The organism is Neobacillus cucumis (genome assembly GCF_023715505.1).
This window is the reverse complement of the sequence record NZ_JAMBOH010000021.1, coordinates 64,315-88,493: the sequence shown is the minus strand read 5'-3', so window position 1 is coordinate 88,493 and position 24,179 is coordinate 64,315. Positions and strand designations below refer to the sequence as shown.

19 protein-coding genes and 3 pseudogenes are annotated in these 24,179 nt (G+C 39.7%); 15 read left to right on the top strand and 7 right to left on the bottom strand.

What is annotated here, in order from left to right; all coding sequences use genetic code 11:
• Positions 1 to 167: 167 nt before the first annotated feature.
• Positions 168 to 962: pseudogene (locus M3226_RS23080) on the bottom strand (tyrosine-type recombinase/integrase).
• Positions 963 to 2,019: 1,057 nt separating this feature from the next.
• Here M3226_RS23080 and M3226_RS23075 point away from each other — a divergent pair.
• Complete coding sequence (locus tag M3226_RS23075; RefSeq protein ID WP_251571015.1) at positions 2,020 to 3,579, top strand: IS1182 family transposase; 1,560 nt, start codon at positions 2,020 to 2,022, stop codon at positions 3,577 to 3,579.
• Between the two features lie 144 nt (positions 3,580 to 3,723).
• Here M3226_RS23075 and M3226_RS23070 read toward each other — a convergent pair.
• From M3226_RS23070 to M3226_RS23055, 4 genes and pseudogenes are all read right to left on the bottom strand, one after another.
• Positions 3,724 to 3,939 (bottom strand): annotated as a pseudogene (locus M3226_RS23070) (IS1595 family transposase); the annotation flags it as partial.
• Between the two features lie 83 nt (positions 3,940 to 4,022).
• Positions 4,023 to 4,187, bottom strand: coding sequence for a hypothetical protein (locus tag M3226_RS23065; protein WP_251571014.1), 165 nt, complete (start codon positions 4,185 to 4,187; stop codon positions 4,023 to 4,025).
• 303 nt (positions 4,188 to 4,490) lie between these two features.
• On the bottom strand, positions 4,491 to 5,288 hold the full coding sequence (locus M3226_RS23060; RefSeq protein WP_251571013.1) for an HAD family hydrolase: 798 nt from the start codon (positions 5,286 to 5,288) through the stop codon (positions 4,491 to 4,493).
• Positions 5,289 to 5,555: 267 nt separating this feature from the next.
• Positions 5,556 to 5,858, bottom strand: a complete 303-nt coding sequence (locus M3226_RS23055; protein ID WP_251571012.1) for a hypothetical protein — start codon at positions 5,856 to 5,858, stop codon at positions 5,556 to 5,558.
• A 137-nt stretch (positions 5,859 to 5,995) separates the two neighbouring features.
• Between M3226_RS23055 and M3226_RS23050 the strand changes: the two are divergent.
• Positions 5,996 to 6,413: pseudogene (locus tag M3226_RS23050) on the top strand (hypothetical protein); the annotation flags it as partial.
• A gap of 112 nt (positions 6,414 to 6,525) precedes the next feature.
• Positions 6,526 to 8,136 (top strand): Ig domain protein group 2 domain protein, encoded by a 1,611-nt coding sequence (locus M3226_RS23045; RefSeq protein ID WP_374110671.1) that lies wholly within the window; start codon positions 6,526 to 6,528, stop codon positions 8,134 to 8,136.
• Positions 8,137 to 8,280: 144 nt separating this feature from the next.
• On the opposite strand, the gene M3226_RS23040 is transcribed toward M3226_RS23045, so the two are convergent.
• Complete coding sequence (locus M3226_RS23040) at positions 8,281 to 9,012, bottom strand: CAP domain-containing protein (RefSeq protein WP_251571011.1); 732 nt, start codon at positions 9,010 to 9,012, stop codon at positions 8,281 to 8,283.
• Between the two features lie 414 nt (positions 9,013 to 9,426).
• Positions 9,427 to 9,984, bottom strand: coding sequence for a DUF1259 domain-containing protein (locus tag M3226_RS23035; protein WP_308211979.1), 558 nt, complete (start codon positions 9,982 to 9,984; stop codon positions 9,427 to 9,429).
• A gap of 249 nt (positions 9,985 to 10,233) precedes the next feature.
• Here M3226_RS23035 and M3226_RS23030 point away from each other — a divergent pair, with 249 nt between their 5' ends.
• The 12 genes from M3226_RS23030 to opp4C all read left to right on the top strand — a co-directional run bounded on the left by M3226_RS23030 (position 10,234) and on the right by opp4C (position 24,165).
• Entirely contained in the window at positions 10,234 to 12,165 is a 1,932-nt protein-coding gene (locus M3226_RS23030) for a fructose-1,6-bisphosphatase (protein ID WP_251571010.1), read from the top strand.
• A gap of 391 nt (positions 12,166 to 12,556) precedes the next feature.
• Positions 12,557 to 13,723 (top strand): phosphoribosylglycinamide formyltransferase 2, encoded by a 1,167-nt coding sequence (gene purT / locus M3226_RS23025; protein ID WP_251571009.1) that lies wholly within the window; start codon positions 12,557 to 12,559, stop codon positions 13,721 to 13,723.
• A 59-nt stretch (positions 13,724 to 13,782) separates the two neighbouring features.
• Entirely contained in the window at positions 13,783 to 15,054 is a 1,272-nt protein-coding gene (locus tag M3226_RS23020) for an L-lactate MFS transporter (RefSeq protein ID WP_251571008.1), read from the top strand.
• Between the two features lie 411 nt (positions 15,055 to 15,465).
• Positions 15,466 to 16,083 carry a hypothetical protein gene (locus M3226_RS23015; protein WP_251571007.1) on the top strand — a complete coding sequence of 206 codons (618 nt, stop codon included), beginning with the start codon at positions 15,466 to 15,468 and terminating at the stop codon, positions 16,081 to 16,083.
• Entirely contained in the window at positions 16,041 to 16,262 is a 222-nt protein-coding gene (locus M3226_RS23010) for a hypothetical protein (protein ID WP_251571006.1), read from the top strand. The genes M3226_RS23015 and M3226_RS23010 overlap by 43 nt, the downstream gene beginning before the upstream one ends.
• On the top strand, positions 16,247 to 16,999 hold the full coding sequence (locus M3226_RS23005; RefSeq protein ID WP_251571005.1) for a hypothetical protein: 753 nt from the start codon (positions 16,247 to 16,249) through the stop codon (positions 16,997 to 16,999). Before M3226_RS23010 ends, M3226_RS23005 begins: the two co-directional genes overlap by 16 nt.
• Positions 17,000 to 17,049: 50 nt before the next feature.
• Complete coding sequence (locus tag M3226_RS23000) at positions 17,050 to 18,465, top strand: M20/M25/M40 family metallo-hydrolase (protein ID WP_251571004.1); 1,416 nt, start codon at positions 17,050 to 17,052, stop codon at positions 18,463 to 18,465.
• A gap of 476 nt (positions 18,466 to 18,941) precedes the next feature.
• Positions 18,942 to 20,156, top strand: a complete 1,215-nt coding sequence (locus M3226_RS22995; RefSeq protein WP_251571003.1) for a M20 metallopeptidase family protein — start codon at positions 18,942 to 18,944, stop codon at positions 20,154 to 20,156.
• Between the two features lie 60 nt (positions 20,157 to 20,216).
• Entirely contained in the window at positions 20,217 to 21,236 is a 1,020-nt protein-coding gene (locus M3226_RS22990) for an ABC transporter ATP-binding protein (protein ID WP_251571002.1), read from the top strand.
• Positions 21,233 to 22,249 carry an ABC transporter ATP-binding protein gene (locus M3226_RS22985; RefSeq protein ID WP_251571001.1) on the top strand — a complete coding sequence of 339 codons (1,017 nt, stop codon included), beginning with the start codon at positions 21,233 to 21,235 and terminating at the stop codon, positions 22,247 to 22,249. Before M3226_RS22990 ends, M3226_RS22985 begins: the two co-directional genes overlap by 4 nt.
• A 19-nt stretch (positions 22,250 to 22,268) precedes the next feature.
• On the top strand, positions 22,269 to 23,219 hold the full coding sequence (locus M3226_RS22980; protein ID WP_251571000.1) for an ABC transporter permease: 951 nt from the start codon (positions 22,269 to 22,271) through the stop codon (positions 23,217 to 23,219).
• A gap of 40 nt (positions 23,220 to 23,259) precedes the next feature.
• Positions 23,260 to 24,165 (top strand): oligopeptide ABC transporter permease, encoded by a 906-nt coding sequence (gene opp4C, locus M3226_RS22975; RefSeq protein ID WP_251571020.1) that lies wholly within the window; start codon positions 23,260 to 23,262, stop codon positions 24,163 to 24,165.
• Positions 24,166 to 24,179: the final 14 nt, after the last annotated feature.

Below are 24,179 nucleotides of genomic sequence, written 5' to 3'. Positions count from 1 at the left end.
ATGGAACTTATAATTTACCAATGTATAGATAGATGGAACGCGGAATGATGGGAAACTATCACGTTCCGTGTGGAGCAGGGGAAAAGCTGGAGATAACTTCAAATGCTTACCTATTGCGAACAATAGTGAAAAGGCAGCGGAGTATCCGTTGCCTTTTGCATTCATCTCTAAAAATATTTTCTATAAAATTCTCTTCTAAGGCTGCCACTTAGCTGAGCATAAATCCTAGTGGTCTCGCTTTTTTCGTGACCTAGTAAACTTTGAATAACATCAATAGGAGCTCCGTTGTTCAATAGGTGTGTGGCATAACTGTGGCGTAGTTGGTGTGGATGAATTTCTTTGTTGATCCCTGCCCGACTTGATATTCGTTTAATGATGTACCTCATCTGTCCAATACTCATTCGGTGCGGGTGCCGTTCAGTAACAAAAATAGCTGGATCCTTATCCTGGCGAAGGTCTGTATATCGTTTGAGCCATATTTCACACCGTATATTAAAATATACCTCCCTTTCCTTATCTCCCTTTCCAAGGACTATGGCAGAACGATTTGACCAATTAATACTATTCTTTTAAAGTGAAACAATTTCACCTATTCTACAACCTGTTGAAAACATAAATTCGAATAAAGCCTTTTCCATTGGAGTAAAACACGCTTCCCTTAAATGTTCAATTTCTCTCTCCGTCAAAAATTTAGGTATTCGTTTACCTTGTTTGTGTTCTTTGATTTTCGCAGCTGGATTTTTGGTTATATGCCCTTCCTCGTGCGACCAACGGAATAGAGATTTAATGAATCGAATCCGATGAGCTAAACTTGATGGCTTTAAGTGTTCACTAGACTTTGCTAAGTATTCCTTCAACTGATGTGTCATCAAAGATTCAATATTTACATCGTTAAAGTGTTGGATAAGTAGCTTAGATTGGAGCTTATACGCTTTTAAGGTCTGAGGAGAGAAACCTTCAATCCTTTTATCCGATTCATAAAGTTCCTAGGATTTTGACAATAACACAACAATTCCTCCTTATTCGTTATATTAGAGGAATTATTGCCTTGACTGTAGAAATGAAAACATTATGTATTGAACTATCGGGGCAGGTTAGTTTTAATAGAACACTCATTCAATTGGACTATATTAAGAATGTCTTTCAATCTTGGTATTTATTACGAATATCTCATTCCCTCACAAAACCCACCTTTAAAATCCTTATATGGTAACGATTACCAGACATCGCACTTACTAGTTCATCATACTTATTAATTGCGGGTAATTCAGACTAAGGGAGGATGTAAACAAGATTTCACTCTTCGGTTAAATGGATGTTTTAAAACCTTTTCGATACTGAAACAGAAAGGAAGAGAGCATTCGATTGAAAACCTGGGAAATGATTAAACAAACTGTACAAGGTGATGTATGGTTCTCAGAAACCTTGGGTTACTCTGTTATACACGCATCTAATGGATTCGTTTCGTTAAATTCGAAATCAAAAGGTAGCATAAAAGTATCAAATACTTTTTTAAGGGCCACTGACTGGAGAAAAGTCAATAAAGACAATTAAGTAAGCATTATAAACACTTTCAAAGACCTGCTAACAACTAATGCATAGTACGAAAATAATATGCAATAGAAGAGAAGGTGCTTGTTAAACTACGGGTGCAAGAGTTTAAGATCCAGCTGCCAGTTTTGGTGGCTTTTTTGTAATTAGTTAGTAAACTTAATGGGACAGTACCATTTGTGTTTTTAAGGGAAGGGAATTTAAAAAAATGACACAATTATGTTTACAACTAATTGATAGGTTTAAGAAGACTATTAAAAGACAGTCTTTTTTTATTTCAAAGTAAGTTTGTGAAAAATTGTACTTAAACAAACGGGGGCTTTAGTTCAAAAAAAAATAAATTCGAGGGTATCCCAAAAGTATAACTTTTGGGGGCATCCTCTTTTTGAGCATAAAAAAATAAGAAAATCGTTCCTTTTGATATAATTTAGTCACCACAACAAATTATCAGAAAGGAAAGATTTTCTTATGTACAAACAGTATAACACGAACCAATTAACTCTTCCAATGGACATTCAAGTTTTGATACCCCAACATCATCTCGCACGTTTAATCGACCTTGCGGTCGACAAAATCAATCCTACTATTTTCTCATCCATGTATCCGGGTGGAGGTCGACCTCCCTACCATCCTCAAATGATGTTAAAAGTTATTCTTTATGCATATTCCATTCGTATTTACTCTTCTAGACAAATCGCAAAGCAACTGAAGGAGAACATAATCTTTATGTGGCTTTCGGGTGAGCAACAACCAGATTTCCGTACCATTAACCGTTTCCGTTCTGAACGGATGAAAGAGGTTATTTATGAAACCTTCTTTTCCGTCGTTGACCTCCTTCATGAAGAAGGTTTAGTGAAACTGGAGGATTATTTCCTGGACGGTACCAAGATTGAGGCGAATGCAAATAAGTATACCTTTGTGTGGCGTAAATCTACTGAAAAATATGATAAGAAACTCGATGAGAAATTTCAACAAATTGTATTAGGCATCGAACAAGTCATGAAAGAAGACGAAGAAGCAGAACAGAATCTAGACTTGGAGGAAAAATTAGAAGAATCACCGATTACTTCCGAGAAAATCGCTGATACCGTGAAAAAATTGGAGGAAAGACTGGAACGGGATCCTAAGAACAAACCATTAAAGAAAGCGAAGCGTCAGTTAGAAAAGGATCTTCTGCCTCGAAAACAAAAGTATGAGGAACAAAAGGCAACGTTCGGAGAACGCAACAGCTATTCCAAGACGGATAATGATGCAACCTTTATGAGAATGAAAGAGGACCATATGAAGAATGGCCAGCTTAAACCAGGCTATAATGTACAAATTGGAACGGAAAATCAATTCATCATTGGATTCAGCCTTCATCAACGTGCTGGAGATCCTGGCTGCCTGATTCCCCATTTAGATCTATTGGAGAAGTATAATCGTCCAAAACCAAAGTCCGTTATTGCTGATTCCGGTTATGGAAGTGAAAAAAATTATACCCATTGTGAAAAAGCAGAAATTGAGGCATTAATCAAATATAACACGTTCGATAAAGTACAAACAAAGGCATGGAGACAACAAATCGGACGTGTCGAAAATATGACCTATGATGAAGAACTTGATGAGTGGATTTGTTCAAATGGCAAACGCCTTATCTTCCAATATGAAAGTCGAAAAAAATCAGACAATGGGTACGATTCCGTCAAACGAACGTATCGATGTACGGAGTGCTTTAACTGCCCGTTCCAAACTTCCTGTGCCAAAAATAAAGATACAAAGACCGTCCAGGTTTCGGTTGAAAACCAAAAACAAAGAAAAGAAGTACGGGAGCGTTTGTCGACTGAAGAAGGAGAACGAAAATACCGGAAAAGAAAAATCGAAGTAGAGCCGGTGTTTGGACAAATTAAACACAATCAGGAGTTCAAGAGGTTTGCGTTAAGAGGCCTATCCAAAAATACGACGGATTGGGGTCTTATTTGTGTTGCACATAATTTAATGAAGTGGCAATCCACTTCCAAAAAACAATTGAAAATAGCAAAAAAATAGAGGGGAAATTCCCTCTCACACCATCCAAATTTTCAAATTATCCCAAAAAAACTGAAAGAGAATAAAAAACTGACCCAAAAGAGTCGTTATTCAACGACCTTTTGGGTCAGCTTCTTTTTAATATCAATTGTTTTACTTATCTAACCTAAATATAACCAAATTGTGATTAAGGTATTTTGAAGCAACCCCTTTAAAGCGTTCCAGCCATTGTTTTAATCGACCATGATAACTGTTTACATTTTGAATATGGTATAGTCCTTTAATGACATACCCTGTCTTTTTCGTATCAATCCGATAATGCTCAAGTCCCTTTTCTTTTGCGTATGTTTTATAGTCTCTCCAACCATCTGTACAGAGGATTGTATCATTCAAGGACCCATTACCCAGAAAAGTAGATAAAATTTATTGATTGTATGTTAAAAGGCATGTCACTCCGAGATGATTCAAAACCCTTTAGCATAACGTTTATCTCGAATTTCATTGATCACAGGAGTCGAAGCAAAAGAAGGGAAAATAGAACGCTGCAATTCATAATAGATTCGTTCTTGATGCGGTTTATCCAACGTTGAAATATATTGAAGAAGGTTACGGAAACCTTTGGCACTCATGGGAAAACCTACAGTACATACGTTCGTGTTTTTCTTTGATTATACCACTGAATGTACAGGAGGACAATATCAACACAGTTCTTTAACAGAGCCTATAGTTAAAGAAATTATAAAATTTTCGCTTGAGGATAACTCTTAATAAATGGACTTTCGACGTCCAGCTCCAACGCCTAGCGCCTCGATGGTCTACAGCCACTCAGGGAATGAAGGCAAAGAACGCCTTCTTTCCCTGAGCGTCTTGCTTGTCGGGGCTGTTCAAGGCGCTTGCGCTTTTGTTCTGACAAAAAGTCATTATAATAAACTCTAAATCGCATATGATTCATATGATTTAAGAAGATATCGTTCTATAAACTCCGCTAATCCATCATTTTCGTGGTGTCCTGTAACAAAATCAGCTGCCGCTTTAACCTCTTCGCTAGCGTTCCCCATTGCCACACCAGTACCGACAGACCTAAGCATCTCTAGATCATTGGGTCCGTCTCCAATGGCAACTACTTCATTTGGACTGAATCGAAATTCGGTAAGGATGCTTTTTATAGCAGACCACTTGGAAACATTAGGAGCAACCAACTCAAACCCGTCATTCCAATCGATGACTTCGGCTTCTTTTTTAAACAAAGCGGAAATTTCCGGACTTGGTGCACCTGTGCGAACACTATATTTGAGAACATCTTGATAATTGGCCTGTCTTAAATCTCCAATATAGCGTGGCGGTATTTGCCCAACTTTTGTCCAATAATCGATTTCTTCATTTGTTTTCTTACAATAAAGCCCATTAGCTGTATGGATCATAACATTAAAGGGATTTTCAGCGGTTAAATGGTGGAATCGTTCTTCGTTCAATCGGACAGTTTTCATTTGTTTAGCACTTCCTGTCTCTGCATCGTAAATAGCGGCACCATTCAAACAGATCATCGGAGTGCTTAATCCAATTTCTTTATGGTAGGGAGCCGTTACCTCATAGTGTCTTCCTGTAGCTAGAAAAACCTTGACGCCCTGATTAATGAGTCCATAAATGGCTTCCAGATTTCGGCGGGAAATGTAGTTTGAGGCTTTTAGTAGAGTACCATCCATATCAATAAATATTGCACGCACATTCATTTAAACTGCCCCCTCATTCGTTAGTAAACCAATCATATCATCCGAATATTAAAGCCTTGTAAACATAGTGTACAGATTACATAAAGTTTATTGATTAGCTTATAGTATCGAGGGAGGGCTTTCATTTTATAAGAGGCTGTTCACTTTATTCAAGTTGATTATGAAGTAATTCAGGAATTTCGAGGTCGAGTTTAATGAATTATGATGGAGATTTCCTTCCCTGAGACATTCAATCTGTACGATGTACACCATGTCCCAGGGAGTAGATTAATCAAAGCGTACTTGTTCTTCCCCTTCAATGATCAGCTCAAGTTCTGTATAAAAATTGAGTTCAAGCGGTGCAGGTAATCGTTCAATTAGCTCCTTAATTTCGATAAGATTTTCTGCTTCTTCGATTGTAGATGGAGGTTGTTTTAAATGGTGATACCAATTCTTTAACTCGTCAATAAACTCATAAAAATGCCTTTCAAACCTTTCTGCACATTCTTCGGCTTCGTCCTCAGAGGACTTCTTCATTAATTCCCAATCTTCTAGGGCAGTTTCCAATCTTTCTTTAACATGATTTATCATAAAATCACCCCTTGACTATTAGTATAATATGGTTTGGCACAATCTTTAAACAAAAAATCATGTGTAATTGGAAACAAGATTATTTATTTGGATTACAGAATTTTGGTCTTGATCTTATTATGGCTCAGTTTATTTTTAATCTTACTCTCATACGGATGGGGCAAATAATCGCATTAGCCGGTGCTGCCCTTCTATTTCTCCCCTTGCCGTCGACTTTCTCGCTTATAGGTTTTATTATAATTGGATTGGGATTAGCCCCGATCTTTCCGTGTGTGTTGAACGAGACACCAACACGTTTAGGGAAGAAGCATTCCAAGACGAGTATGGCTATCAAATGGCTGTTGACTGTACATGTAGTACATTTATGCGGCCAGTTCTTGGTTTCATTGCATCCCGTTCAACAATAGGAATCTTCCCATTTTGTATCGGTATTTTGGTCGCAGCCATGTTGTAAGTTCAGAAAAATTGAATCACTCACTAAAAAAGAAAAGTTTATACGATGGATTAAATATATTGTTGGCAAAAGGAACTTGCGATATATTGGGAAAATTTTAAAAATTTAAATAAAATTAACATTCGGCTAACATTGGTGTGGTATTTTAGGGAGGAATACACAAAAAAGGGAGTGGTCGTTATTAAACGTCGAAGCTTTTCCATTTTATCATTTGTGCTTCTGCTCTTGTCTTCCTCACTGTTTTATATTACACCATTTGCCTCGGCCGAAAATGCACTTGATCCAGCGCCACAACTTCAGCCAGTGGGAACTGCGAATGGAAAGAAAATCCTATTTGATAATACACACGGCCAAACAGCCGGTGCAGCAGATTGGGTATTGGACGGGGGATTCTCTGATTTTGCCAATGCGTTAGCATCCAAAGGCTACTATGCAAAAGAGCTGCGAAAAATTACTCCGATCACTTATGAAGATTTACAAGGCTACAATGTGTTCATCATAGGAGAAGCAAATATCCCTTACAAGGCGTCTGAGCAGGCAGCGATGATCCAATATGTACAAAATGGGGGGAGTATCTTTTTTATAGGGGATCATTATAATGCAGATCGCAACAAAAATCGCTGGGATGCATCCGAAGTATTCAATGGCTATCGTCGCGGTGCCTATTCCAATCCAAGCAAAGGGATGACGACAGAGGAGGCTTCGTCTGCAGCCATGCAGGGGGTAACAGGGTCGGACTGGCTGGCCTCAAACTTCGGAATCCGTTTCCGATATAATGGAATTGGCGACGTAACAGCGAATGATATCGTCACGCCAAGTCAAGCCTTCGGTATTACGTCGGGTGTCTCTACTGTTGCCATGCATGCAGGTTCAACCTTAGCGATCACGGACCCTAACAAGGCAAAAGGGATTGTTTATCTTCCGAAAACAACGGCAGCCTGGGGGAGTGCAGTCGATCAAGGAGTCTATAATGGCGGCGGAAGAGCGGAGGGCCCTTATGCGGCGGTTTCTAAGTTAGGAATAGGTAAAGCAGCGTTTATCGGTGATTCTTCTCCAGTTGAAGATGCGACTCCAAAATATTTGCGTGAGGAAACAGGTTCACAAAAGACAACCTACGATGGTTTTAAAGAACAAACTGATAGTACTTTGCTCGTGAATATCGTCGATTGGTTAGCAAAGCAGGAAAGTTATACAGCTTTATCTCAGGTTAGCGGATTGCAACTCGATCAGCCAACAACTTTGTTATCAATGGAAAACCCGCAAGAATCCACTGAACCCGTTACTGAACCATGGGCAGCCCCAGCTACTGGATATAAATGGTATGATTCTTCTACGTTTAAGTCCGGATCATATGGCTATGGCTCTAGCGGAGGAACAGGTGGGACAACCACAAGCTTAACTGAAAAGTTTGAGTCCGGTACCAAAACCGCCTACACATCAGGCAATGTTACGCTTTCGAGTGGATCTTGGTATTTTGATAATGCTCTCATTGGGAATTTATCTAGTGATAAGAAAACAGGTTTGCAGTCTGCACGTGTTCGAGCAGCCGGTGCACTAACCATGAATTTTAATGTGAGCGGAGCAAAGAGCATCCAAGTATCCCATGCTAATTTCGGCAGTGACAGCGGGGCAAATTGGCAGCTGCAAATGTCGACCAATGGTGGCTCGACATGGACTAATATTGGTAGTACGAATACTAGCTCATCAACATTAAGTGTTAAAACCTTTACCATTACCCAAACGGCCCCTGTCCGATTCAGGATTGTCGTCTCAGGTACAACAGGCAGTCGACTCAATTTCGATGATATTGTGATAAGTAATTAATTATCATTTTAACTATCCTGACCCCCGAATGGTTAGACAAAACTAATTATTCGGGGTTTTTTATAGCAAAATCTTAGGATTGTTTTGGAATTTGATAGCCACTTATAGAAAAAGGCAGCCTACTAGGCTGCCTTTGTTCTTTTTTTATTTACCAATAAATTCCTGTACCCAATCATTACCTTGAGCGACATAACCAACGCCAATATAGTTGTAGTTCGGGCTGAGAATGTTTTTGCGGTGACCTTCACTATTCATCCATGCATTGACAACTTCCTGCGGTGTTTGCTGTCCCTGGGCGATATTCTCACCAGCATATTTATATGTAATGCCAAATTTTTTCATCATATCAAAAGGAGATCCGTAAGACGGACTAGTGTGGCTAAAATAATTGTTTGCCGACATGTCACGTGCTTTTTCGTGTGCCATTTTGCTCAAGTTGATATCCACTTTAAGCACTGGTAATCCATTTTTAGCTCGTTCTTGATTCGTTAAATCAACAACTTTTTGTTCAAAAGCACTTAATGTGCTGGTTGTTGGTGTCGTGTTGGTTGTTCCGGCTGTTGACTGCTGTAGTGGCTTCGTGCTTAGGGTTTGGGCTTGCTGAGTAACTGCTTGTGTTGGCTGTTGGGCTGTTGGAGCAGGCTGGGTCTGAGCAGGTTGCTTTTCAGAAACGGAAGTTTGAGAGTTCCATCCCATTTTACTTAAATATGCTTCTACCATTCTATTAATCTCTTCTGAATTTACATTGGTTCCTTGGGTCGAATACACTTTCTCCTGTACAAGGGCAGTAGATGAATGATCTTGATTTAGTGCAGGATTAGCCCCAAATAAGGCACCCGAGGCGGCTAAAGTAAGAATAGTTTTACTCAATAACATGTTAAGATCCTCCTGTCATGGTTGATTACTAGTGATCACATGTATATCCTAACATATGATTTTTGTCATATTTCTGGGATGATTTTACAGTCAAGGCAACACAGGGGAATCTTATTTATATAAAACTGCTTAACAAACCTTGTTATTAAGACTTCCGGCCAATTTCTAAAAGAGTATTAAATAATCCTAAAAATTTGAGAAAGTGGAAAAAAATTCATTGAAATTAAGGGTTGACAGTCTTTATCATTTCGGAGTTTTTTTACATATATTTCAACTGCGTATCAAAGCTTACAGAGAGGTATACAAGAAGAATGAGATGGGTTTAACATAGGAAAAATCTAAAAACAGTTACCGGCTTCTTTGTATTTAAAAAAGCCACTTGTGAAATTAAAAAAATCACAAATGGCTCCCATTTTATAACAAACCAGCTTCTCTAGCTGCTTCAAAACTGTTTCTAGCGAATTTAAACGGATCTCCAACATTTTCCCAGTGCATATACATTAGTCTTGGATTTTCAAAAAGCCAATGGTTATGAACAGCCGTAACTATAATTCCTCTTCGGCGTAATGCAGTTAGGAAAGGATTGATTTCTCTTTGAAGGATAACAGTTTCTCCTAAATTCAGCGTTCTTCCGCCAATGTTGTTTTCAAAGGATAATGCGAATGGAAGCGCAAGAGGGGATTGGGTACGACGACCCAAAATAGAAGCATTAATATTACGAAGACGTTGTACAACACAGGCAGGGGCTGAAGTAATAACCTCACCTCCAATAATATCTGCAAGTTGCTGGCAAGTTGAAGTACTGGTTCTAGCCGAATTCCTTCGATTGTTTGCAGTTCTTCCTCTTCTTGAATTGTCATCATCCATATTCGGGTCAAAATCAAAGTCGAACTCATTATTAACATTAAAATTTGTATCAAAAATTCTTGAAAAATTTTGATTTCCTGAGTTATCATACTCTCTTCTACTCACTTAATCACCTCCTTGTCCATAAGATTCATTAGTAGTTTATTCAGTAATGCAAAAATGGAATAGGCATTTTTGGCTGGCAAAAAACCTATTTTATGAATATTATTCCTTCCCAAATCAACTCACGGGAAATAATAATGACAATAAAAATATGTATAACGATATAATATTTTCTAATTATCCCTTATAATAGGATTATAGAAATTTGCAAAAAGGAGAATAAACAGTCATTTTGAAAGGGGATACATAATTTTGAATGCAAAATACCTAGATTTATTAGCCCAAAAATATGATAGTGCAGAAAAAGTAGCAACAGAAATTATTAATCTCGAATCCATCTTAAATCTACCAAAGGGGACTGAACATTTTGTCAGTGATTTACATGGTGAATATCAAGCCTTTCAACATGTGTTAAGAAATGGTTCAGGGAAGGTTAAAGAGAAAATTAATGACTTGTTTCAATATACCTTAACGGAAAATCAAAGGAATGAATTTGCCACATTAATTTATTATCCTGAAGAAAAACTTCAGTTAATAAAAAATCATTTTTATAATGAACTAGAATTAAATCAATGGTATACAGAAATGATTGAGCGGATGATTATGCTCATCTCTTTTGCCTCCTCTAAATACACACGCTCTAAGTTACGGAAAGCTTTGCCGAATCAATTTGTTTATATCATTGAAGAGCTGCTTTATAAAAAAAATGATTCCACCAATAAGGATGATTATTATTCAAAAATTGTCCAACAGATTATCTCCTTAGGACAGGCCGATAAACTGCTCATAGGTCTTGCCTATACGACACAGAGATTAGTGGTCGACCATCTTCATGTAGTTGGGGATATTTACGATCGTGGACCCGAGCCCGATAAAATTATGGAAACACTGATCAATTACCATTCAGTTGATATTCAGTGGGGAAACCACGATGTTCTATGGCTGGGTGCTTTTGCTGGATCAAAGGTATGTCTGGCAAATATTATTCGTATTTGTGCGAGATACGACAATTTGGATATTATTGAAGACGTATATGGAATCAATCTTAGACCATTACTTAATCTTGCGGAAAAGTACTATGAAGACAATCCAGCTTTTAGACCTAAGGTCCATTCGGATAAAAGTCCATCTGATCATGAACAATTGCAAATTACGAAAATTCATCAAGCAATCGCGATCATTCAATTCAAGCTGGAAATCCCGATCATCAAGAGGCGCCCGTATTTTAATATGTCAGAAAGACTTTTACTTGAGAAAATTGATTATGAAAAGAACGAAATAACGATACACGGGAAAACCTACCCTCTAGTAAATGGTTGCTTTGCAACAGTTAATCCAGAGCAGCCTGCCCAATTATTAGAAGAGGAAAAACAGGTGATAGAAAAATTGCTATTTTCCGTGCAGCATTCCGAAAAACTGACTAGGCATATGAAATTTCTAATGAAAAAAGGCAGCCTATATTTGAAATATAACGGTAACTTGTTAATTCATGGCTGTGTTCCTTTAGATGAAGAAGGAAATATGGAAAAAATGACAATTGAGAATAAAACGTATGCAGGCCGTGAATTACTTGATACGTTTGAATATAATTTACGATATTCTTTTGAACACCCGGAAATGACGGATGACCTTGCAACCGATATGGTTTGGTATTTGTGGACCGGAGAATACTCATCCCTCTTTGGAAAAAGAGAGATGACCACCTTTGAAAGGTACTTTATTAAGGAGAAGGAAACGCATAAGGAGAAAAAGAACCCTTATTATTACTTACGTGAAAATGAAGAAATTTGCAAAAAATTACTTGCTGAATTTGATCTCGACCCTGAGCAGGGGCATATTATCAACGGCCATACGCCAGTAAAAGAAATTGAGGGTGAAAATCCTATTAAAGCGAATGGAAGAATGATTGTCATCGATGGTGGTTTCTCAAAACCCTATCAATCTGTTACAGGTATTGCGGGATATACATTACTTTATAATTCCTACGGCATGCAATTGGTTGCTCATAAACACTTCCATTCGAAAGAAGATGTATTATGTGACGGTACGGATGTATTATCTGTAAAAAGAGTAGTAGATAAAGAACTGGTGAGAAAAAAGGTAAGGGAAACGAATATTGGTAAAGAACTATTACAGGAAATTTCAATTTTAAATAGTTTGAGAGAATATCGTTATATGAATTAACAATAAGTAAAAAATAAAGCACATAATAAATCCATTCTTGTGATTTAGAAGGATGGATTTAACAATAGTTTAATAGAGGCAATGGAACTTCAAGAAAAGCAGGTAGTGGGCTGACCACAGCTCAAGTACCTGTTTTTTTTATTGAGAAAAAGAATGAACTACGAGACCATGAAAAGGAGGCATCAAGGATGTCTCTCTTTTTTGCTTTATATATATTTTTCCAAATGCGCTTGAAGTACATCTATTAAAAAATAGTTACGCTTTCGAAAAATAACGAACAAAAAAAGTAAAACATTAAATAATGTTCGCGTTTTATGTGAAATTACCACTTGAACGAAGTGGATATATGGGTTAATATAACTAAAAGACAAACAATAAGGGGTTGTGGGGAATGTTTGGTACCCAGACAAAAAAAGTATTATTACTCGGTTCTGGTGAGCTTGGTAAAGAGACGATGATCGAAGCTCAGCGGTTAGGACTTGAGACCATAGCTGTAGACAGATATGAAAACGCTCCGGCAATGCAGGTGGCCCACCGTTCCTATGTGGTGGACATGCTCGATGGAGAAGAACTTCATAGTGTGATAGAACAAGAGAAGCCGGATTTGGTAGTTCCTGAAATTGAGGCAATCGCAACAGAAACCTTAATCGACCTTGAAAACGAAGGATTCCGTATTGTACCGACGGCTAAAGCAGTAAATTTGACCATGGATAGGGAAGGAATCCGACGCTTGGCAAGTGAAGAACTAGGACTTCCTACAGCAAAATATGCTTTTGCGAACACATTAGAGGAATTAAGGGATGCTGTAGAGGAAATCGGGATTCCATGCGTGATTAAACCAATCATGAGTTCATCTGGTAAAGGGCAAACCGTTTGCCGTTCGTTCGAGGACGTAGAATGGTCTTGGAACGAGGCTATTTTAGGTGGAAGAGGCAAAAAAAACCGGGTGATTGTCGAGGAGTTTATCCATTTTGAATCGGAAATTACCCTGCTAACCGTCCGTTCCATTTCAGGAACAACCTACTGTGCTCCAATCGGACATGTCCAAAAAGATGGTGACTATATTGAATCCTGGCAGCCGCATGACATGTCAGCGGAACAAATTGCACAAGCACAGGAGATCGCCAAAAAAATCACCGATGCTCTTGGCGGGTACGGACTTTTTGGAGTGGAATTATTTCTTTCTCCACAAGGCGTTTATTTTAGTGAAGTATCGCCTCGACCTCATGATACGGGGATGGTTACAATGGTAACGCAGGACCTTTCCGAATTTGCCTTACATGTAAGAGCGATTTTAGGCTACCCAATTCCATCTGTTCAGCTATTGAAACCTGGTGCAAGTCATACGATTAAAGCAACGAAGGAAAGCAAGAACTACCAAATAGTTGGAATTTCTGAAAGCTTATCCATCCCTGATACACAGGTTAGGATTTTTGGAAAACCGGAAACAAAAGTAGGACGGCGGATGGCAGTCGTGTTGAGCAGTGGAGAATCTGTTGAAGAGGCAAGGCAGCGTGCCGCGATCGTAGCTAGCAAAATGAATATAACTCACGAATAAGTAATATTTGAAATCAACTCACAGCTTGGGAACACAACAAGAAAAAGGGGACGAAAAGGATGCAAACAAAAAATCGTTGGCTGATCGCTCTTTCAGCCGTTGGAATTCATATTTCAATTGGTTCTGTTTATGCCTGGAGTGTTTTTACAAAACCGCTGCAAGAACAGATGGGATGGGGATTGAAGCAAATTTCGTTTACGTTTAGCTTGGCGATTCTATTTTTAGGTTTATCAGCCGCTTTTTTAGGGCACTTTGTCGAGAAGTTTGGACCGAGAGCGGCCGGTACACTTAGCGCTCTATTTTTTGGAGTTGGAATTGCTGGGGCAGGTTTAGCTATTCATTTAGAATCATTGCTCTTACTCTATTTATTTTACGGTATGATTGCAGGGATTGGCTTGGGTGTTGGTTACATCACACCTGTTTCCACGCTGGTAAAGTGGTTCCCTGACAGGAGAGGTCTCGCAACAGGACTGGCCATCATGGGATTTGGTTTTGCTTCATTGGTAAGTAGTCCGATTATGAATCATTTAATCGAAACATATGGCATTTCAAACACTTTTTATATTCTTGGTTCTGCCTACTTTATTATCATCTTTTGTTCTGCACAGTATCTTGCCCCGCCAAAAGAGGGATGGGTCCCTAAGGGCCTAAAAGCTGCAGCCCAAAAGTCCGGTACGATGAAAATGAAAGAAGACCTTCGTCAGTTGACCGCCAATGAGGCAGTCAGAACAAGACAGTTTTGGGCCTTGTGGGTGATGCTTTTTATCAATATTACCTGTGGAATCGCGATTCTTTCTGTTGCCTCTCCAATGGCTCAAGAGTTAGCAGGGATGTCGGCCGCCGGAGCAGCGGCAATGGTTGGAATCATGGGGTTATTTAACGGATCAGGCAGGATTGCTTGGGCGACCATTTCCGATTACATCGGAAGGCCAAATGTTTACACACTATTTTTTGCTTTTCAAATCGTTGCCTTGTTTAGTCTGCCAAATATAACAGTTGGAATTCTTTTTTCAATCCTTGTTTATCTGATTATGACCTGTTATGGAGGAGGATTTGCCTCAATACCTGCCTTTATCGGCGATTTATTCGGAACAAAGCAGCTTGGGGCCATTCATGGCTACATTTTGACTGCCTGGGCTGCAGCTGGTCTAGTGGGTCCGATCTTTGTATCCTGGGTCAGGGAGACCACGGGAAGTTATCAGGGGACTTTAGTCATTTTTTCAGGGATATTTGTAATAGCTCTAGCCGTTTCACTCCTCATTCGTCTAGATATTAGAAAATTAAGGATGAAGAGCGAAAATCCTATCATTAAAAAAGCAGGTAATTTTTAACGTTGAAATCTATTTTCCATGTAATCACAAAGAGAATTGCACATTAAACCAGGGACCACACCAAAATGGTGTGGTCCCTTTTATTTTTCATTTGCAAGACATCTTTATCAACTAAGTTTCACAATCGATAATGATGCAGCATTTATACTTCTGTTCTGTTAAATCACCACCTTTTCAATCTACTAATATATGATATTGGCAGTTTTTAATTTTATTAGCCATGCATGCACGTTTTACATAGTAATCTAGATGAACTAACTAGTGAATATTTACTCCTTGGAATTGGAGGTGAAGGTAATAATAGGAAAAAGAGTGTTAAGTATCTTCACAGAGTAGTTTACAGAATATTTAAAATTATTTAAGTTTGAATAAGCTATTAAAAATAAATACAGAGGAGGTGAAGAGAGTTTAATGGATAATAATCTGAGGCTGCTAAACTATTACAATTACCCCAACCAATCAGAAGAATCTTCGGAAATGAAACTTTTCCCTAATGAAGGAGATGAAAAGATGACGAAATTCATTGAAAAAATGAAAGTAAATAATGTGGTAACAGGATGGGTAGATGATCATGCAGAGGAATTAATGGATTGGTCGACAAAAATATGGAATTACGCAGAACTGGGACTCCAAGAATATCAATCCTCGAAATTGTTAGCAAACCAACTAGAAAAAGAGGGATTTTCCATTGAAATGGGTGTCGCAGGTATGCCAACCGCATTTGTTGCGACGTGGGGGAAAGGGAAGTCTGTCATTGGGATATTAGGTGAATATTATGCATTACCAGGTCTTTCTCAAAAACTTGCAGCAAAAAAAGAGCCGATTACACCAGAAGCCAGCGGGCATGGCTGTGGACATAACATTTATGGAGTGGCGCGGCTGGTGGGGCGATTGCGGCTAAGGAATGGTTGGGAAAAGAAGGAATTTCTGGAACAATTAAATTTTATGGCTGTCCTGCGGAAGAAACCCTTGTTGGAAAGGTCTTTATGGCAAGGGATCATGTTTTTGACGATGCAGATGTTAGTTTAACATGGCACCCCAATTCATTGAATTCATTATGGGCAAGCCGCTCTTTAGCAATGAATTCGGTCAAATTTAATTTCTATGGAAAATCCGCTCATGCTGCTGCCAATACAGAAGCTGCGAACAGTGCTCTTAAGGCTGTTCAACTAATGGATATTGGCGTCAATTTTTGCGTGAGCATTTAATCGATCCCATACGGATTCATTCAACCATCACAAATGGCGGAGTTGCACCTAAGATCGTTCCAGACAACGCTCAGATTTGGTATTACATACGGGCACCACACCGCTCAGAAGTAGTCGAAACCTATGAGAAATTAATCAATATTGCCAAAGGCGCCGCCTTAATGACTGGAACGGATTATAATATTGACTTTATTACAGGATGTTATGATATGCTCCCGAATAAAGTTCTAGGACAAGTTTTACTGAATAACTTGAAAAAAGTGGGAGCTCCATCCTTTGATGAAGAGGATATGAAACTAGCAAAAGAACTGACCGATTCCTTTGATCAAGGAATGAAGGAAGTAGTTATAAAAACATCGGGTGCCCCTAATAATCTGCTAGACAAAATTTTGCATGATGAGGTGATCGAACCTTACGATGAAGGAAAATGTATGTCTGGTTCTACAGATGTCGCGGATGTCTCATGGAATATCCCGACCGCACAATTTACAACGGCATGTGCACCAATTGGGACACCAGGACATTCTTGGCAAAATGTTGTCGCCGTTGGCTCCACCATAGGCCAAAAAGGAATGATAACAGCCGCTAAGGTGATTGGACTAAGTGTTGTGGAATTAATAGAGAATCCTATTTTGGTCGCCCAGGCTCAAGATGATTTTAGGAACGAAATAAAACATAAAGGGGGCTATGTGTCTCCATTACCAGACGGGCTAAAACCACCTGTCCCATCTATATAGGAATCTGTATTTATAAAAATAATCTACTAGTTACCGAAAGGAGATTTTTTATGAATAATCAAAATCTAACCGATTTAAGAAATGAAACTAAAGAATCTATTTCCAGTGCACTCGAATGGTTAAAGGAATATTTAACTTTCCCGACTATTTCTGCACAAAATTCAGCCATTCCGGAAACGGTTGGTTTTGTTATGAAAATGATTGAAGAGGCAAAAGGGGAAGCCGAAGTTCTCGATGATTTGGGTGGCAACCCCGTCATTTATGGTTTTTTTCCAGCAGGAAGTAATGGTGATTCGAGGAAAACTTTACTTTTTTATAACCATTATGATGTGCAGCCACCCGAACCACTTGATGAATGGATCTCTGAACCCTTTCAGCCTACAATTAGGGAGGGGAAATTATTCGCTAGAGGGGTTGCTGATAATAAAGGAGATTTGATTGCAAGATTAACAGCGATTAAGGTATTACAAAAGATGCAGGGAGGATTGCCCTGCAACATCAAGTTCATAATTGAAGGGGAGGAGGAAATAGGTTCGCCGAATCTTACACCTTACCTTGAAAAATATCGTGATCACTTTAAGGCTGATGCCTGTATTTGGGAATTTGGTGGAAAGGACGAACAAGACAGAATCAGCATGGTGGCCGGGATAAAGGGGATGGCTTACTTAGAGCTGACTTGTGCCGGTGCCGAAATTGATATGCATTCTTCTGTGGGAGCGTATGTAGATAATGCGGCATGGCGTTTAGTTCAGGCGCTTGCTACTATGAAAAATCAGCAAAATGAAATTCTAGTGAAAGGTTTTTATGATGGCATTGATGAGCCTTCCGAAGCAGTTAAACAGTCTGTTCGTGCGTTGCCGTTCAATGAAGAGGCTGTTTCGAGCCTTTATGGATTAAAAAGGCCGCTTATTACAGCAGCAAAAGGACAAGACCCAAGGGACGCGATGGTCTTACATCCAACCATGACAATTTGTGGATTAATAAGTGGATATACCGGAGAAGGGGCGAAAACAGTTCTTCCTAAAGAGGCCAAGGCGAAAGTGGATTGTCGTCTAGTACCTGGTCAAGATCCAGATCATATACTTAGCTGTATTCAAAAGCATTTAGAAAAGCACGGATTTTATGATATAGAAGCCACCCTTGTAAACGGACAAAAGGCCTATCGGTCTGACTTTAGTCATCCATTTATTTCCCATGTAATGGAGACGGCCACAGAAGTGTACCAAAAGGAAGGTATTTTAGCTCCTAACTCTGCTGGTACAGGTCCGATGTTTGAATTCGGTAAACAGCTTCAGCTGCCAATTGTCAGCACAGGGGTAGGCTGGGTTGGATCAAAGGCACATGCACCAAATGAATCTATCAGACTACAAGATTTTGAAGACGGGATCGTCCATATGGCTTATATGCTTCTAGGCCTCCCAGCCGCGTTACACTCTTCACAGGAGAAACTAGAAGGTATAAAATAATCCATTTATATGTGTTTTTCAACGAAAGCAATGTCGCTTCATTATTCGGACATTGCTTTTTTTATTTTCTATGAATTTATAGATTTAGTCTATGTGGATAACTTTGGTTTAGACAAGTCCAGCTCCAGCGCCTAGGGGCTAGGGTCATAAGCCAATCCGTCAAGAAGACTAAAGAACAGCCTTCTCGCCGGCTCGTCTTATGCCTGTCGCCCCTGTTCTAGGCGCTTGCGCTTTTGTTCCTAAATTGTTAGAAAAACTAACACAGAATTTTCCAGTTAGATAGAAACCGTTTACTATATGAAAAGAACAGGAAAGAAAGCGCTTATATTATAGTTTTACTATTCTAAATTATCAGAATAGTAGATTGACTCTTGGAAGATTCTTCATTATACTCAGGGACATATAGATTACATGTTAATTTAAGTAACATCAAATGTAATCTAGCAACATCAAAAAATGGAAACGGAGGGATTTTTGTGATTAAGGAATGGCATTTTCAGTTGGAACAAATGTACGAGCAGATGGTGGTGTGGAGACGGCATATGCACCAATACCCGGAACTTTCATTCCAGGAGGTGGAAACACCAAAGTTAATTGCAGAAATTTTGTCTGATTTTGGTATTGAAGTAAGAACAAAAGTTGGCGGAAGAGGGGTAGTTGGAATCATTAAGGGGGCGAAGCCAGGGAAAACCATTGCACTAAGAGCAGACTTTGATGCCCTTCCGATTCAGGATGAAAAGCAAGTTCCATATAAATCTACAGTTCCAGGTGTGATGCATGCCTGCGGTCATGATGGTCATACCGCTACGTTACTAGGGGTTGCCAAGGTGTTAAGCGAGAATCGCGAACAGTTATCCGGAAATATTGTACTTCTTCACCAGCATGCTGAAGAATTAGCACCGGGGGGAGCAATCGCGATGATCGAGGATGGTTGTTTAGATGGAGTGGATGTGGTGTTTGGAACACATTTAGCATCGGGTGCTCCACTTGGCACTTATTTAGTGAAAAGCGGTTATACGATGGCAGCAGTAGATGCCTTTAAAATTAAGATTCAGGGAAAGGGCGGACATGGATCATCACCGCATGAAACCATTGACGCCATCGCAATCGGTGCACAAATCATCAACCAGCTCCAATACATCGTGAGCAGACGCGTGAATCCACAACATTCCGCTGTTGTATCAGTCGGTTCTTTCCATGCAGGAAATGCGTCGAATGTCATCGCGGATTCCGCCGTATTAACCGGAACCATCAGATCGTTTGACAAAGACGTAAGAGTTCAAATCGAGGAACAGGAAGAGTTTAGATCGATGGTCAGTGGGATATGTTCCGCATTCCATGCTGAATACGAAATTGAATATAACAACGGTTATCCGGCACTATTTAATCATGATCGTGAAACGGAAGTTTTTAGAGATACAGTCAAAAATACCTTAGATGAAAGCATGCTTGTAGACATGACCCCAATCATGGGAGCTGAAGATTTTTCTTACTATTTGCAGGAAAAACCAGGGATGTTCTTTCATACGGGTGCCCGGAATGAAGAAATAGGAGCCTCCTACCCACATCATCATCCAAAGTTTGATTTCGATGAAAAAGCGATGATATATGCTGGAAAAGCACTATTAAGCATTGTTCATCAATATACGGTAGAGAACGTGGAACAGGTTCTCGAGGAACCTGCTTATTAAAACCAAGTTAGAAGAAGTATAAGAATTCACCTGATTTTAAGCAGGGCAAGGGGTGAGAAGATGTCAAACAAAATAATCGAAGTAGAAAATCTACAAACCGCTTTTATGGCTGAAAAAGGCGAATTGATTTCGGTTGACGAGGTTACTTTCAATCTGGAGCCGGGAGAAACGATTGGGATTGTCGGTGAATCTGGCTGCGGGAAAAGTGTTACATCCTTGTCAATTATGAGATTGCTAGGGAAAAATGGTTACATAAAAAATGGTTCGGTCAAGATGAATGGAAAAGAATTAAACAAGTTAACAGAAGCCGAAATGAGACAAGTTCGCGGGAATCAGATCTCGATGATTTTTCAGGAACCAATGACATCCTTGAACCCTGTTTATACCATTGGTAACCAGATGATTGAAGGGATCAAACTTCACTTGAAAATGAGTAAGAAGGATGCTTCAGCATATGCAATTGATATGCTGAAGCAAGTAAAAATCCCGCGGGCTGAAGAAGTGATGAATGAATACCCACACTCATTATCGGGGGGAATGAGACAGAGGGTCATGATTGCGATGGCCCTGTCTTGTAAACCTAAGCTGCTCATTGCCGATGAGCCGACTACAGCCCTTGATGTGACCATTCAAGCACAAATTTTAGAGTTAATGAAAGAACTGAGAGAAGAATCCGATACCGCAATTATGTTAATCACCCATGATTTGGGCGTGATCGCTGAGATGGCAGATAAGGTCCTTGTGATGTATGCAGGGCAAGTGGTGGAAGAAGCGGATGTGTTTACCTTATTTGATGAACCGAAGCATCCCTATACAAAAGGATTAATCGAGTCAATTCCTCACCTAGAATATGAAGAGTATAAACGACTTTATTCCATCCCCGGGATGGTACCAACCTTACAACAAATGCCAAAGGGGTGCAGGTTCCATACAAGGTGCCCATATGCGACAGAAAAATGTCTGCATGAAAAGCCTCCTCTTTCTTCTATTAATAAGGAAAAAATTCATAAAGTCAGATGCTGGTTAGTGGAAGAAGAGCATCTGACCAAAACGAAATCGATCGAGGAGGTTCAGGTATGAGTATTTCAACGGTTCAGCCGAACCAGGATAATGCAAAAACAGTGCCTGATGTACCCTTGTTAGAGGTTCATAATCTTAAAAAATATTACCCTATTAAAAAAGGGATTATTCCCCGGACGGTCGGACATGTTAAAGCGGTCGATGGTTTGAATTTCCGCCTCTATCCAGGAGAAACGCTTTCGCTTGTAGGAGAATCCGGTTGCGGCAAATCGACAACCGGCCGGGCCATTGTAAAGCTGGACCCTCCTACTGAAGGGAAAGTCATTTTAGAGGGCATGGATTTATCCGATATCAGTGGATCAGAACTGAGAAAAACCCGTACGAAAATGCAAATGATCTTTCAAGATCCCTATTCATCCTTAAATCCGAGAAAGCGGATAGGAGATCTTCTCTCAGAACCACTGCTCACCCATAAACTGGCAGATAAAGAGGAGGTTGATCGTAAGGTAAATGCGATGCTTGAAATCGTAGGATTGACAAAGCTGCATCGAAGCCGTTATCCACATGAATTTTCCGGTGGTCAAAGGCAACGGATCGGCATTGCCAGAGCGCTTATGTTAAATCCGAAACTGATCATTTGTGATGAACCTGTTTCTGCCTTAGACGTGTCCATACAGGCTCAAGTCTTGAATCTACTGAAGGATTTACAAAAAGAGTTTCAGCTGACCTATCTGTTCATTGCCCATGGTTTAGGTGCGGTGAAATATATTAGTGATCGCATCGCCGTCATGTATTTAGGGAAAATTGTTGAACTTGGGAAAACAGAAGATATTTTTAAGAAGCCGAAACATCCCTATACACAAGGTTTACTGAGTACCTATCCCATTCCAAATCCACATTTGCGAAACAGGGAACGAATCTTAGTGGAAGGGGATGTTCCAAGTCCGGCCAATCCTCCTAAAGGGTGCAGTTTTCATACAAGATGTCCAATTGCTCAAGATATTTGCCGGGTGCAAACCCCGGAATTAACCGGTCTTCATCATCAAACAGCTTGTCACTTTCCATTAATGTAAACGAGAAAGGAGGGATCCTATGGTTCAGTATATTCTTCGAAGAATTCTGATCGCTATCCCTGTCTTGTTTGGTGTAACGATCTTTAACTTTTTAATTATTAATTTGGCACCTGGTAATCCAGTCGACATGTATGTAAGTCCAGATGTAACGGCCGCTGATATTGAGATTAAGAAAGAAGCTCTTGGGTTAAATGATCCAATCTATATCCAATATTGGCATTGGTTGGGGAATTTACTTAAAGGTGATTTTGGTTTCTCTTACTCCACCTATGAGCCTGTTACGAATATGATTTTCGAACGATTGGGTCCAACTCTTATCCTGATGGGCTCTGCCTTAATCATTGCATATCTTATTGCCATTCCAATCGGAATTTTAAGTGCAACAAAACAATATTCATGGATCGATTATTTGACGACTACTTTTTCTTTTCTTGGCGTTTCGATTCCTCACTTCTTTATGGGTTTAGGTGCGATTTATGTCTTTGCCATTATGACTCAGATCTTACCAACTGGCGGCATGAATACCCTTGGGGGTACTGGGGGATTTACGGATACGTTATTGCATTTGATTATGCCCGCTATCGTCCTGGGGACAGGAATCGCAGGAAGTATGGTCCGCTATGTAAGGTCCAGTATGATCGAAGTACTGGGGCAGGATTATTTACGGACGGCAAGAGCGAAAGGCTTAGGTGAATTTATTGTTACTAATAAACATGCGCTGAGAAATGCACTCATCCCGATTATAACGATCATTGGTTTGGATATCCCTCTTTTAATCGGGGGAGCCGTTGTCACTGAACAAATATTTCAATGGCCTGGACTTGGACAATTAACTATCCAATCTATCGGTTCACGCGATTATTCGGTGCTAATGGCGATTAACCTTTTGGCCGCTTTCATGGTTCTATTCTCAAATCTGCTTACCGATATCCTTTATTCCGTTGCTGATCCAAGGATTAAGTACAATTAATTTTTGAAAGGAGGAGGTTAAGGTGTCACTAGTAACTAAAATGGCAGGAATTCCAGTAGCCAATGATCCGCATCTTGACGTAAAACAAGAGCTGGGAAAAGAGGAAAGCTACTTAAGGGTCATCAGAAAAAAGTTTTTCAAACATAAACTAGCCGTTTTTGGACTAATTGTTTTCAGTTTAATCGTTCTAATGGCAATTTTCGCTCCTCTTATGGCACCTCAAAGTCCTTATTCTGTTAACGGGGAATTTGCAGATCAGCCTTCAGCTGAACATTTATTGGGGACGGACCAAGTGGGGCGGGATTTGTTAAGTAGATTGATTTATGCATCAAGGGTCTCCTTGGCTGTGGGAATCGGAGCGGTTGCTATTTATGTCGTAATCGGCACGTTCCTCGGCGCTGTTGCTGGATACTTTGGAAAATGGGTGGATATGATCATTATGCGTCTAACGGATGTGTTTATGTCCTTTCCTTATCTTATGGTCATCCTTGTCCTTGTCAGTATCATGGGACCAAGTCTCTTTAATATTATTCTTGTCATCGGATTATTGGGCTGGCCGTCAGTTGCCCGTATTGTTCGAGGAAGCGTCCTGACCATTAAAGAGATGGACTACGTGAAAGCAGGGGTTGCATTAGGTTTACCTTCCTGGAAGATTCTCTTTCAACATATTTTGCCTAACTGTTTAGCACCCATTTTAGTGAATGCCACCTTTGGAATCGCCTCCTCAATTATATTAGAAGCCTCCTTAAGTTTCCTTGGAATGGGAGTACAGCCGCCAACAGCCAGCTGGGGGAATATGCTGAATGAAGCCCAGTCGCTAACCGTATTAGCCACGCAGCCTTGGTTATGGTTACCTCCTGGTTTAATGATTTTGTTAGCTGTGATATCCATTAATTTTATGGGGGACGGATTGCGCGATGCCATGGATCCAAAAAATTTAAAATAATAAATAAAAATATA

Coding starts and splice junctions, on each gene's coding strand:
- M3226_RS23075 (WP_251571015.1), top strand. CDS start 2,020: ATGTACAAACAGTATAACACGAACCAATTAACTCTTCCAATGGACATT.
- M3226_RS23065 (WP_251571014.1), bottom strand. CDS start 4,187: ATGAGTGCCAAAGGTTTCCGTAACCTTCTTCAATATATTTCAACGTTG.
- M3226_RS23060 (WP_251571013.1), bottom strand. CDS start 5,288: ATGAATGTGCGTGCAATATTTATTGATATGGATGGTACTCTACTAAAA.
- M3226_RS23055 (WP_251571012.1), bottom strand. CDS start 5,858: ATGATAAATCATGTTAAAGAAAGATTGGAAACTGCCCTAGAAGATTGG.
- M3226_RS23040 (WP_251571011.1), bottom strand. CDS start 9,012: ATGTTATTGAGTAAAACTATTCTTACTTTAGCCGCCTCGGGTGCCTTA.
- purT (WP_251571009.1), top strand. CDS start 12,557: ATGTTTGGTACCCAGACAAAAAAAGTATTATTACTCGGTTCTGGTGAG.
- M3226_RS23020 (WP_251571008.1), top strand. CDS start 13,783: ATGCAAACAAAAAATCGTTGGCTGATCGCTCTTTCAGCCGTTGGAATT.
- M3226_RS23015 (WP_251571007.1), top strand. CDS start 15,466: ATGGATAATAATCTGAGGCTGCTAAACTATTACAATTACCCCAACCAA.
- M3226_RS23010 (WP_251571006.1), top strand. CDS start 16,041: ATGGCAAGGGATCATGTTTTTGACGATGCAGATGTTAGTTTAACATGG.
- M3226_RS23000 (WP_251571004.1), top strand. CDS start 17,050: ATGAATAATCAAAATCTAACCGATTTAAGAAATGAAACTAAAGAATCT.
- M3226_RS22990 (WP_251571002.1), top strand. CDS start 20,217: ATGTCAAACAAAATAATCGAAGTAGAAAATCTACAAACCGCTTTTATG.
- M3226_RS22985 (WP_251571001.1), top strand. CDS start 21,233: ATGAGTATTTCAACGGTTCAGCCGAACCAGGATAATGCAAAAACAGTG.
- M3226_RS22980 (WP_251571000.1), top strand. CDS start 22,269: ATGGTTCAGTATATTCTTCGAAGAATTCTGATCGCTATCCCTGTCTTG.
- opp4C (WP_251571020.1), top strand. CDS start 23,260: ATGGCAGGAATTCCAGTAGCCAATGATCCGCATCTTGACGTAAAACAA.